This is a genomic window from Wolbachia endosymbiont (group B) of Melanargia galathea (assembly GCF_964030625.1).
Classification (GTDB): Bacteria; Pseudomonadota; Alphaproteobacteria; order Rickettsiales; family Anaplasmataceae; genus Wolbachia.
This window is the reverse complement of the sequence record NZ_OZ034910.1, coordinates 319,942-332,601: the sequence shown is the minus strand read 5'-3', so window position 1 is coordinate 332,601 and position 12,660 is coordinate 319,942. Positions and strand designations below refer to the sequence as shown.

Below are 12,660 nucleotides of genomic sequence, written 5' to 3'. Positions count from 1 at the left end.
GTTTTGGGTTCTGGAAATGACTATACTATTTAATTTATTAATAGTATATAATATTAAGTTAATGTAATTTATTGTCCCAAATTTGGGAGAAAAACCCTGGACTTGAAGTCCATCCTTTTAAGAATATAATTTTAAGGTGAAAAATCTGAAAGAATGTGGAATATTATAGAAAAAGCAGTCACTCTGTATATATATCACATAGTGTGGATAACAAAATATCGATATCCAGTACTAGTTGGAGATATTGGAAAGAAAGCTAAAGAAGTTGTACAAGAAGTATGTGCAAATAATCAAGTAGAAATTATCAGAGGTAGAGTTGCATCAAGTCATGTACACGTATACGTTTCTGTACCCCCATACTTAAGTATTAGTAAGTTAGTGCAGTTAATAAAAGGAAAAAGTTCCAGAAAAATCCAGCAAAACTTTCCAGAGCTAAAAAAGAGATACTGGGTTGTGGGCAGTAGGCTACTTTGTCAGGACTAGCGGAAATGTAACTGACGAAATGATAAAAAATTATATTGAAAATCACTCTAAAAAAGAAGATAAATTTGGTGACTTTCAAGTCGAAAGTTAGCATTCTATGCTCTCTCTCAATCTTTGGATTTTAATCCATAGTGGTTGAATAGCTTTCTCTTCAGCTAAAGTTAGCATTTTTCCTTCTATTTTTTTTACTTCATCTTGAGCTGCTTTTCTAGCTTCTAGTTTTAAATCGTTACCCATTTTAGATATTACTTGATTCGCAGCTTCTTTTGCTGTTTTGCTTATACCAAGAATTTTATCAAACATTCCTGCACGATACACTTGAGAGCCGAAGTTTGATTCGTCAGCCAAATTTTTGTAATTGTATTCTTTCATAATGTACTCCTTAATTTAAAAACTATACTAACATTAATATACAAGTACAAAAATTATATTAATATTAGTATTGCTTTTCAGGGCAGTAGTATAAATTTATAGTACCTTTTGAAAAAATTCATGACTTGACGGCAAAGAGCATTATATTGGTATCATGACTGACTTGGAAAAGATGAGAGAAAAACTGCAAAATCAAATTAATTATCATAATATCTTATATTATCAAAAAAGTAAGCCAGAGATAAGTGATGCTGAATATGATGAACTGAAAAAAAAGTTAGCTGCAATAGAGCCAGAAGCTTATGCAACACAAGATAGTGTTGGTGCTCCGCCTGATGAGAGATTTTCTAAGGTGGAACATCAAGAACCTATGCTTTCTCTTGAGAATGCTTATGATGAACAAGGTGTAGAAAAATTTTTGTCTAAAATAAAGAGATTTTTAATTGCAGATGAAATAGAGATATTATGTGAGCCAAAAATTGATGGATTGTCATTTTCTGCAATTTATGAAGATGGGAAATTTGTTAAAGCTGCAACTCGAGGTGACGGTTTTGTAGGAGAGGATGTAACTCACAATGTTGCAACAATAAAAGGCTTTCCTAAGTTTTTACAAGATGTGCAAGGAAGACTAGAAGTAAGGGGTGAAATATATATCAGTAACAGCGACTTTTTAAAGTTAAATGAAAATAATGAATTCGCTAATCCTCGAAATGCAGCTGCTGGTTCTTTAAAGCAATTGAATGCGAACATTACAGCAAAAAGGCCTCTTAGATATTTTGCTTATTCTTTAATTGGTGGAATAGAGAAAAGTCAAAGTGAAGTACTAGAAAAACTTGAGAAACTTGGTTTTTGCGTAAATGAGCATCGTTCCTTAACAAGTAGTTTGAATGGAATGCTAAAGTTCTATAACGAGATCTATGATTGTCGTTATAACTTGGATTATGATATCGATGGGATAGTCTATAAAGTGAATGATTTGGTGCTACAAAGTCGTCTGGGAAGTACACACAAAGCGCCACGCTCAGCGCTTGCATATAAGTTTTCTGCGATTTATGCGAAGACAAAGTTAAATAAAATATTTATACAGGTGGGTAGAACGGGGGTTTTAACTCCAGTTGCAGATTTGGTACCAGTTAATATTGGCGGAGTGCTAGTTAGCAGAGCAAGTCTACATAACCAAGATGAGATAAAACGTAAAGATATAAGAGAAGGAGATGTTGTAACAATTAAAAGAGCTGGAGATGTAATTCCTCAAATTGTCAAAGTAGATGAAGGTTCTCGTCATACAAATATGCCTGAATTTGTTTTTCCTGACATATGTCCTGAATGTGGTAGTAAAGTGCAGATTGAAGGAGTGGCAGTAAGATGTCCTGAAGAATTTAATTGCAAGGCTCAAATAGTAGAAAAACTAAAACATTTTGTGTCAAAAGATGCATTTGACATTGTTGGCCTTGGTGAAAAACAAATAAAGTTTTTTTATGATCTGGAACTAATAAGACAAATTCCAGACATTTTTATTTTAGAGGAAAGATTAAAAGAGTTTTCCTTAAAAGAGCATCATGGTTGGGGCGAGAAGTCAATAGCTAATCTATTAAGTGCTATACAAAGCAGAAGAGTAATCTCTCTAGATAGGTTCATATTTTCTTTGGGTATCAGATTTATCGGCCAAGTTGTAGCAGAATTGCTCGCAAATTATTATGTATCTTATGATAACTGGTATAATTCGATGTCATCAAATGATGTTGAGTTGGTAGGTATAGATGGTATAGGAGAAAAAGTAGCTGAATCTTTAAAATCGTTTTTTTCTCAGGAACGTAACATTAAAATGTTAAATGATCTTACTGCATATCTGCAAATTCTTCCCGTGAGCTCCAACTCTAGCGATTCTTTTTTGAATAACAAAATTATAGTGTTTACTGGTAAGCTACGTGCTATGAGTAGAGGGGAGGCAAAAGTAAGAGCTAAAGTTTTAGGGGCAAAGATCAGTTCAAGCCTTTCTACTAAAACTGACTATTTAATTGCAGGAGAAGATCCAGGTTCAAAATATAAAAAAGCAATGGAATTGGGTGTGGAAATTTTAGATGAAGAACAGTGGAACAGATTGTGCTAAACACAACTTAATCTGACGGGAATGAATTAACTGATAGAAGAATTGAAAACTAATATCAGACTCTTATTTAATACAATTGAACACTCCTTGCTCTTTATAAACAGTTATGCAACAAAGCAAGTTAAATAGCTAAGCACCCCTCTAATATATGATTTCTCTTTAACTTTTTCTAAATATGGACTAGGTAATTCTTCCTTATCTACAGATTCGAAATCATCTTTCTCAAGAAACAACTCATGTATTATTTGTGCTAGTATCATAAAGTCTTTCTTTTTAGGGGACCGAACAAAGCCTGGATATTGCTCATCATGTGCAGTTTTTTCATAAACAGATTGAATGAAAGTAGATATTCTTTTTTCTAATTTTCTCAAATTTTCTACCAATTGCTTTTCCCCTGGTAAAGGTATTTGAAGCTTTTTTTGCTTTAACACCTCCTTTTCTGATATGTGACCAGAATCGTTAATAAACTTACGTGTTATTTGCTCTAACCTTTCCAAGTCTATTTCTGTATTATAATAAGAAAGAGCTGGATAATTTTCATCTTGGCACAGCTTATTCTGATAATCAGAAGCTTCAATAAACTTATTTACTATTTCTTTTAATTTTTGTAAATCATTTAGCTCTTGATTGGAATATTGAATAATTCTTTCTTCTGGATAATGCTTGTTCAGCTTTGCAAGATATTTTTTCAGCTCCACCCACCACTTATATTTAGCAGATTTTTCTTGTTTTTCTATTTTATTGTCCCAAATTTGGGAGAAAAACCCTGGACTTGAAGTCCATCCTTTTAAGAATATAATTTTAAGGTGAAAAATCTGAAAGAATGTGGAATATTATAGAAAAAGCAGTCACTCTGTATATATATCACATAGTGTGGATAACAAAATATCGATATCCAGTACTAGTTGGAGATATTGGAAAGAAAGCTAAAGAAGTTGTACAAGAAGTATGTGCAAATAATCAAGTAGAAATTATCAGAGGTAGAGTTGCGTCAAGTCATGTACACGTATACGTTTCTGTACCCCCATACTTAAGTATTAGTAAGTTAGTGCAGTTAATAAAAGGAAAAAGTTCCAGAAAAATCCAGCAAAACTTTCCAGAGCTAAAAAAGAGATACTGGGTTGTGGGCAGTAGGCTACTTTGTCAGGACTAGCGGAAATGTAACTGACGAAATGATAAAAAATTATATTGAAAATCACTCTAAAAAAGAAGATAAATTTGGTGACTTTCAAGTCGAAAGTTAGCATTCTATGCTCTCTCTCAATCTTTGGATTTTAATCCATAGTGGTTGAATAAAATAATATAGCTTAATTATTAACTATATCTATGAGAAAATCAAGAATTATGTATTTTTTTATATTTTATATAGGATTATTAATATTCACTTTAGTTTCAGAAACATACTGCAAATTAGAATCATAAAAATCTTTAATGTTCATTTTTCCAAAAACGCAAAAAAAGTACCTACCTTTATGAAAACAAGCCTATAAAAATATGGTTGTAAAAATGGAAGCCTAAAATCATTGCAACAAAGTTAGGCAAATTGGTTCATATGTAAATTTAGTGAAAGTAAACCAATATAGCTGATTTCATGGTATAGCAAAATCACTATATTGAAAAGTTTATATGGTACACCAATTGATTCTAAAAAAAATGTTTTCACACTAACTGGTTTTGGGTGCTGGAAGTGACCAAATTACTTAAGTTGTTTAATACTGAATGAGTATAAATTTATTTTCTTCTACTAATCGTACATGGCCCAGAGTGGACAAATGGGAAGATTATACTATTAAAGATCTATAATATTAGAGCTCTGCCTAAAAAGTAAATTCATTAACTTTTATTCCACAACTTTGCAGTATTACTTATTTAATGATGAGATAAGAATTACGTATTAATAAATAATATAGGTTAATATAATAATAGAAATATTGACATATTAATAATATTATTATACTCTTAATATAATTAAGTAATTAAGAGAAGTTATGAGTATTGTATTGTTTTATGAGAAGTTTAATGATGAGGCTTTAGATAATGGTAAAACTCCTTTAAGGGGAAAGTTTAATGAAATAATTAAAGATTTAGAGGAAAATAACAGTACAAGCCAAGGGAATATAAAGTTAATAAAAGGTGATGGGAATATTGAATATTTTCGAGCTAAATTAAGTGATAGTGACAGATTACTCTTTACAGGTATAAAGATTGATAACAAAGATGCTTTTGTTATTTTAGAAGTAATTCTGAATCATGATTATCATAAGTCTAAATTTTTAACAAATAGAGAAAAAATAAAAAACATAGAAATAGTAGATAAAAACAATGAAGAAATTTCTGATAATGTAAGTACATTGGAGATTGAAGATGCTCCACAAGTTAGTTATCTCGGTAAATTTATTACTTTTAGTGCAAAGCAAGAAGATATAGTTGAAAGGGTTAAATTACCTTTAGTTATCAATGGAGCTGCTGGAAGTGGAAAGACATCAGTGGCTTTAGAGAGCCTAAAAAGGATAAAAGAGAAGTTTGAGGGAGGAAAAATTCTATATATTACCAAATCCGAAAATCTTGTAAAAGAATCGAAAAAGTTACTTGAATACGAATACTACGATGATGAGTTCAAGATTGCTGCTCCAGAAGAAATTGATTTCTTATCTCTTCATGAGTTTCTTGAAAAGCAAGCAGAAGATATAAAAAGAAAGAAGCCAATCAATAGAAGTAAGTTTTTTTTATGGTTCAACGAAATATGCAAAAAAGATAAATTTAAAAAGTATAAAAAAGACGGAGATAAAATATTCGAAGAATTTACAGCTGTGATAGGTGGAAGAAGCTTATTAGGAGAAGATGGAAAAGATAGGTATGCTAAATTAGGAGACAGACAATCTATGTTTTCTGTAGACGAAAGGAACAGTGTTTATGATTTTTTTAAAGAGTACAGGAAGTTTATAGAAAAAGATTCAGAGTATTATGATCCTAATCTTGTTACTAATAAGTGCATTACAGAAGGAATGTATGATGCGATTGTTGTAGATGAAGTTCAGGATTTAACTGAGAGCACATTAGATCTGGTGTTAAAGAGTTTAAAAGATGAGAATAAGAGTAACTTTTTACTATGTGGTGATGTTAATCAAGTAATACATCCTAGTTTTTTCTCTTTATCCAAGTTAAAATCTTTTCTTTGTCAAAATAGATATATAGTTGACCAAGGGTCAGAAGTTTTTTATACCCTTGAGAAAAATTATCGTAATAGCGAGCAAGTTATTGAATTTGCCAATCGTATACTACATCTTAAGAATTATTGTTTTGCTTCAGAAGATAAAATAACAGTAGACAACGCTTTTCTCATGAAGAGTGAGACTAAGAACAAAGGGAACGTTGGCTTTATTATTGATGATAAAAAAGAAGAAATAGCAAAAAAAGTAAATGAATCTATAAATTGTGCTGTTTTAGCTCTGGATGATGAAAGTAAAAAAAGTGCACGTCAGTTATTTGATACTCCACTTGTGTTTAATATACATGAAGCCAAAGGCTTGGAATTTGAAAATGTGATTCTTTACAAGTTTACATCATGTAAAGCTTATAATGAAATATGGAATATAGCATGTCCAAATAAAAGTGAGGGGGAGATAGATAATACTATTAATAGAATTCGTGATTCATATAACGAAAGGGAAGTTAACACTTCAAGAAATAAGGATAAGAAAGATAAGTCTTTGGAGAAATATAAATTTTATATGAACGCTCTGTATGTTGGAGTTACTCGTGCTGTTGATAGTGTATATATTATAGATGATGAGAGTAATTTATTGAAAATAATAGAGCCAAGGGAAGAAGGTAATGTAAATATTGAGCAAGAAGAATCTAGTCCTGAAGAATGGAGAAATAAGGCACTAGAGTTAATAGAGAAAGGAAACATAGAGCAAGCAGAACTTATAGCAAGAAAATTGCAAAACGAAGGAAAAAAAGAGTATGCTGAAGAGATTATGAATGTATTGAGAGCTAAGGGGTATCATGAAGAGAATCAGATCTTAGATAAGAACAAGTATACAAATTCAGTGTTAGAGAGTGATATAAGTTCTAGGTCTTCACAAAGCTCAGAACATGAAGGAAAAGATGATGATATTATCAAGCTTCAGAATGAAAATAATCAAAATAAAAAGAAGAAAGCTAAAAAATATCATCAAGTTCAAGGGGTAAAACCACAGCTTTCTTTAGAAGATAGTACTAATAGAAAACACAATAGCAAAAAGCCTCATAATGAAAAGCGTGAACAGAACCAAGGTAATGATCAGGAGAAGGAACCATTAAAGAAAAATAAGGAGTTAATGAGTGTAATATGTAGAGACAATATAAACCAATTTAAAAAAATGGATATATCCCAATATAGTGAACTAGAAATATTCATTTTAGCTTTAGAAAAAGCTAGTTTTAAAATAGTTGAATATTTAGTTAAGGAAAAAAAATCTATTATTGATGCTAGGAATAAGAAAGGTTTTACTTTTTTACATATTAAAGTAAGCATGGGTCATTTGGATATAGTTAAATTTCTTGTGAAGGATTGTGAATTTGATGTTAATGCTAAGTCTAAGGAAGATGTGACTCCTTTACATTTTGCAGCACGCATGGGTCATTTGGATATAGTTAAATTTCTTGTGAAGGATTGTGAAGCTGATGTTAATGCTAGGACCAAGAAAGGTTTTGCTCCTTTACATTTTGTAGCAGGAGAAGGTAAAAATAATGTAGTTAAATTTCTTGTGAAGGATTGTGAAGCTGATGTTAATGCTAGGGGTAAGGAAGGTTTTGCTCCTTTACATTTTGCAGCAAAAAATGGTCACGTAGATATAGTTAAACTTCTTCTCAAGAACAAGGCTGATGTTAATGTTAAAACTAAGGAAGGTAGTACTCCTTTGTTATTCGCACTAGATTGTAGACATTTCGAAGTGGCTGACCTTCTGCTTGCTGATCCAAATATTAATGTTGGTTCTATAAAAGCTGCATCTATTAACAAGGAAAATAAAGAAGGCAAAGAAAAATTTTCTCAAAAATTGCGACAGGATTATAATTTGTTTCAAAAGGTAAAAGAAGCATCAAATGAAAAGGATAAGGGTAAGCTAGATGAATTGCTTGTAGAGATAGAAGAATTACTGGAATCAAAAAATAAACATGGTTTCAAACCAAGCTTAAACTACTCTCCAGATGGTAATAATGAAAATACGACTATTGAAATTGCTATTCAAGCTGGTGGAAAGTTATTAGATCTTTTATATGCTTATGCTAAGAAGAATATAGGTACAGACACTGAAATATTTAAACGACTCAAACATGCTAAAGAAAACTCTCAGTCTAAGAGAGATCTTTGTGATGTTTCTGTTTTAAAACATTCTACTCCAGATCAAGGCTTTTTGTTTAGTAATGGTTAATGCTTCCTTCTATAATGCAAAACCCATACTCACCCAACCCAATCAATTACTTGCAATCTGGATTCCAGTTTTAAGCTACTCGGATGACAGAGAAAGGGCTACTTGCATGAAATGAAAAGGAGCACCGAGCAGATCACTTCTTCACAAAGATCTTATCAGCAACACGCATATCAATTATGCTCCAATTGCTAAAAGTAAAGTCGGTTGTATTTTGCAAGTGGCTTAAATAATCCCATGCGCTATAAGGATTATCTTCAGGCAATTTTACTGTGGAACTGTCATCGAGTATGATATTCCATCTTCTATTTCCTACATAAATACAAGAAGAAATATGATCACTTAATTGAGTTTTTCTCTCTAGTATATCTTTAATGAATTTTAGATTTGATAACGAATTTTGTCCTTTAATTACAACGAGGTTATCTATCGGGTAGTCATTTACGATCACTTTACCTTCAGAATCAATTACTGAAGTTCTGTTATCATCTTTCCAAAGAGCGAAAGGTGTATGTTCATCTACATCAATGTGTAAGGTATTAGGTAAAATTCTATAAATTTTTACATATTTTATCCATTTGCTTACAGATTGTATATTATCTGTTAGTTTTGAGAGTGATACATACATGATAGGTTGCGTTCTATCTACTAAACTTAGAATGTCCTTTTCATTTGTAAATTTGTTTCCAGTAACGGTTACTTTGTCGATTAAAAATCCATTGCTAAGTAATAAGCTCGATAAGCGATTGTTACACCAAGTAAAGTAGTAATTGAATCGATTTGTTATTTTATCAAGTGAACTATAAAGTACTAATGTGAGAAAAAGTGCAGTGATAATAACAAGAGCGCACTTGCGCAAAAAACTTCTTTGGCTTCTAGTAACATTGTTCAACATCGGCTTGATCTCTAATATTCCTGTGGTGTAAACTGTCTTCGACAATAATTTTGACTAATTCATTAAAATCAATTCCTCTTGTCAATTTTGCAATTTCTGGTACTAACGACAATTCAGTAAAGCCAGGATGTGTATTAACCTCAAGCATTTTTAAAGTGTTATTTTGGGGATTATAACGGAAGTCTGAGCGGGAAACAGTTTTACATCCTAAAAATTGATGAACTTTTAACGCGTGTTCCAAGGTTATTCTATATATGTTGTTAGGAATTTCAGCAGGAAATATATGTTCTGCAAATCCATCTGTATACTTTGCTTCATAATCATAGAATTTATTTTTCGGTCGTATTTCCATAGTGCCAATTGCTTCATTCAGTAATACAGCAGTATGTAACTCTATACCCGGTATGTATTCTTCTATGATCATCTTTTCCATTATAGTAGAACTATTATTTTTCAGCTCTAAGTAATCCTCATGTGAGAAAATCATGTGTACTCCAATGCTTGAGCCTTCGTTAATCGGTTTTAAGACGTACGGATAATCAACTTTAATATTATTTTTTAGCACATCTTCTCGACTAATTACATAGCCTCTTGGAGTGTCGATATTAAGAGAATGGAATATATGCTTTGACATCACTTTATTCATAGCAACAGCCGAAGCCATAACTTCTGAGTGTGTATATTTTATACCTAAAATCTCCAGTAAACCTTGAATACAGCCATCTTCACCATAAGGTCCATGTAGAGCAATAAAAGCAAGAGCGGGATTAGTTTTTTTAAGCTTTTGAGCAATGTTGCTATCAACATCTATTTCTATTGCATTATATGAAAGGCTATCAAGCGCCTTCTTTACTGCTTTTCCGCTCATAAGCGATATTTCTCTTTCGCAAGAAAATCCACCACTTAAAATTGCTATATTTGGAACCATAAGCACCCTAATATTTTGCTATATATCATATATAAAAGATACTTTTATCTTCAATAGAAAAAACGCTTTGAAAAATTCCACAGCTGTACAGATATTGAAACTTGCAGATGGTGTCATGCAAACTGGTTCCTTTATGATCAGACACCAGATTGCAAGTAAAACTGGAAGATCTTTTTCAGTAATATTCTTTAAAAATTTAATTTTGTAATCCACTTGATTTCCACTTTACATCTTTGTAATCAACTGTTTCTACACCTTCAATGTCATATTGATCAGCAACTACAGATAGTTCCATTTCATGATCTATTAAATAGTCTTTCTGCTAATTCTTGAGTGGGCTGCTTAGTAAACTCAACTAGCTTAGCAAAATGCTGTAAGGTTTTTTTACTGAAAGATACATTAGCGTTTGCCGTAAGTTTTACCAAAGTTCATGAGTAATTGTACAATATTTTCCTGAAATTTTCAATAAAGTAAACTTATCTGGAAAGTAATTATGCTGATATAAATATTACAATTTTATTAACACATAAATGCTACCGTGGCGTTAGTTTTTTAATTTAGGAGTATATTATGGTTATACCTACACAAAACTCGAATTCATTAACGTTTCAGGCACGTAACCTATCTCATATTTGCCACAAAAACTGTGAAGAGGCGTTCAATGAAACAGACAAACCTCTATGCAAGGCTAGATGTGACGTTTTCTTTCCAGTGCCTGAACCTCGTTCACAAATTAGTGAGAAATTAATAGATATTGCAAACAATCTCCGTTTTGAGAGTGCACAATTATCGTCTATGGCAGATGAAATAGACGCTTACAATTCAATGTCTATTTAATCAAAAAAATGTAAGTCTATTTTTGTACTCTATGACCCTAAATTTTCATCAAAATAAGCTGTCTTATCCTTTTTTTCTTTATACTCTTCTGCTGTATCTAGGGGTTGCTTTTTAGCTGTAATGTTTGGCCATTTTTGCGAATATTCTACGTTTATATTGTAAAATGATTTAAAGATTTTTTGTTCATTATTCAGTAAGCCTTCATCTAGCTCTAGAATATCTTTTATGGAATCATCAGTTACAATTGCATCTACTGGACATTCAGGTATACACACTCCACAATCAATACACTCATCTGGGTTAATCACGAGCATATTTTTACCTTCATAAAAGCAGTCAACGGGACATACTTCCACACAGTCTGTATATTTACATTTTATGCATTTATCTGTAACAAAATGCGTCATAAAACACTGTATATTTACATTATCTTGGGTACACTAAATTGATAAGAAATTCAAGCCTTTTATGAAGATAAATAAATTAAATAACGAAGAATTAGAAATATGGCTAAGCTTGGCTAGAACTGTGGGACCAGTAAAGTTCTTTAGTATACTTAGAGCATGTGGGTCGCTATATGAAGTGCTTAAATATCTTAATAAGTTGACTAACAAGGATTATGGAATTCAAAATGCACGAGAAGAAATTAAGAATGCAGAAAAAATTGGAGCTAAAATAACACCAGCATGTGATCCAGATTACCCTGACATTTTAAGGAATATCTCTGGTTTTCCTCCTGTAATAACTACACTTGGTGATGTATCATTATTAAGTCGTGAGATAATTGCAATAATCGGTGGACGTAATTCTTCAATGAATGGAAGAAATTTTGCCAATAAGTTGGCACTCGATTTAAGCCAAGCTGGTTTCATCATAATTTCTGGGCTTGCAAGAGGGATTGATACTGCAGCAAACAGTGTAATATACAAAAATTACCCCACTATTGCTGTTACAGCAAGCGGAATTGACGTAGTATACCCAAGAGAAAATTTTGATCTATACAAAAAAATTACTGAAAATGGCGGATTAGTAATGACTGAGCTTCCATTTGCTACTAAACCAAAACCTCAGTATTTTCCTCAAAGGAATCGAATTATATCTGGTCTATCGCTGGGTGTTGTAGTGATTGAAGCATCGAAACGTTCTGGCTCTCTAATAACAGCAGATTTTGCTTTAAATCAAGGGAGAGAGGTATTTGCAGTTTCTGGTTTCCCTCTAGATTCACGCTGTAGTGGTAGTAATTATTTAATTAAAAACGGTGCTAAGCTTATCGAATCCGCTGATGACATAATAGAGAGTATTAGGTTTAGTTTACCTCCGCAGCAAAAAAACCTATTTAATGTTGAGCACTATGCTGTTAACCAAAAACAAGAAAAATTGCAACAGGCAAAATATGTTATAGTTGATCATATTAACTCTGTACCTGTTGATATAGATGAACTTATATTAGCAAGCGGACTTTCTGCCAACATAGCTCTAATGGCTCTTTTAGAACTAGAGTTGGAAAACAAAATAGAGCGTTCTCCGGGGAATAAAATATCATTAATTTTCTAGATTGCTTTAGTTATAAGTCCACAACCGTACAAACATTATGGTTTGAGTCCACCAAGAAAGATGTCAT

General features: G+C 31.9%; 9 protein-coding genes and 2 pseudogenes. 6 read left to right on the top strand and 5 right to left on the bottom strand.

Going from position 1 to position 12,660, the window contains the following annotated elements; genetic code table 11:
• Positions 1-155 precede the first annotated feature (155 nt).
• A pseudogene (gene tnpA, locus AAHF52_RS01475) lies at positions 156-574 on the top strand (IS200/IS605 family transposase).
• Here the strand turns inward: tnpA (AAHF52_RS01475) and AAHF52_RS01470 are convergent.
• On the bottom strand, positions 571-855 hold the full coding sequence (locus tag AAHF52_RS01470; protein WP_096097260.1) for a hypothetical protein: 285 nt from the start codon (positions 853-855) through the stop codon (positions 571-573). The pseudogene tnpA (AAHF52_RS01475) and the gene AAHF52_RS01470 sit on opposite strands and share 4 nt — an antisense overlap.
• A 154-nt stretch (positions 856-1,009) precedes the next feature.
• Here AAHF52_RS01470 and ligA point away from each other — a divergent pair, with 154 nt between their 5' ends.
• On the top strand, positions 1,010-2,965 hold the full coding sequence (gene ligA / locus AAHF52_RS01465; protein ID WP_007301909.1) for an NAD-dependent DNA ligase LigA: 1,956 nt from the start codon (positions 1,010-1,012) through the stop codon (positions 2,963-2,965).
• A 104-nt stretch (positions 2,966-3,069) separates the two neighbouring features.
• Here the strand turns inward: ligA and AAHF52_RS01460 are convergent, their stop codons facing one another.
• Entirely contained in the window at positions 3,070-3,663 is a 594-nt protein-coding gene (locus AAHF52_RS01460) for a hypothetical protein (protein WP_230609086.1), read from the bottom strand.
• A gap of 127 nt (positions 3,664-3,790) precedes the next feature.
• Between AAHF52_RS01460 and tnpA (AAHF52_RS01455) the strand changes: the two are divergent.
• A pseudogene (tnpA, locus tag AAHF52_RS01455) lies at positions 3,791-4,209 on the top strand (IS200/IS605 family transposase).
• Positions 4,210-4,953: 744 nt separating this feature from the next.
• Positions 4,954-8,382 (top strand): ankyrin repeat domain-containing protein, encoded by a 3,429-nt coding sequence (locus AAHF52_RS01450; RefSeq protein WP_264376880.1) that lies wholly within the window; start codon positions 4,954-4,956, stop codon positions 8,380-8,382.
• Between the two features lie 133 nt (positions 8,383-8,515).
• Here AAHF52_RS01450 and AAHF52_RS01445 read toward each other — a convergent pair whose 3' ends face one another.
• Both AAHF52_RS01445 and AAHF52_RS01440 read right to left on the bottom strand, forming a co-directional pair.
• Complete coding sequence (locus AAHF52_RS01445) at positions 8,516-9,274, bottom strand: cell division protein FtsQ/DivIB (protein ID WP_007302888.1); 759 nt, start codon at positions 9,272-9,274, stop codon at positions 8,516-8,518.
• On the bottom strand, positions 9,255-10,208 hold the full coding sequence (locus AAHF52_RS01440; protein WP_012481821.1) for a D-alanine--D-alanine ligase: 954 nt from the start codon (positions 10,206-10,208) through the stop codon (positions 9,255-9,257). Before AAHF52_RS01440 ends, AAHF52_RS01445 begins: the two co-directional genes overlap by 20 nt.
• Positions 10,209-10,772: 564 nt before the next feature.
• On the opposite strand from AAHF52_RS01440, the gene AAHF52_RS01435 reads away from it, so the two are divergent.
• Positions 10,773-11,039 (top strand): hypothetical protein, encoded by a 267-nt coding sequence (locus tag AAHF52_RS01435; RefSeq protein WP_007302779.1) that lies wholly within the window; start codon positions 10,773-10,775, stop codon positions 11,037-11,039.
• 29 nt (positions 11,040-11,068) lie between these two features.
• Here AAHF52_RS01435 and AAHF52_RS01430 read toward each other — a convergent pair whose 3' ends face one another.
• Positions 11,069-11,446: a ferredoxin family protein gene (locus tag AAHF52_RS01430; RefSeq protein ID WP_254229739.1), complete on the bottom strand. Its 378-nt coding sequence runs from the start codon at positions 11,444-11,446 to the stop codon at positions 11,069-11,071.
• 61 nt (positions 11,447-11,507) lie between these two features.
• On the opposite strand from AAHF52_RS01430, the gene dprA reads away from it, so the two are divergent.
• Complete coding sequence (dprA, locus tag AAHF52_RS01425) at positions 11,508-12,593, top strand: DNA-processing protein DprA (RefSeq protein WP_007302781.1); 1,086 nt, start codon at positions 11,508-11,510, stop codon at positions 12,591-12,593.
• The last annotated feature ends 67 nt before the right edge of the window (positions 12,594-12,660 follow it).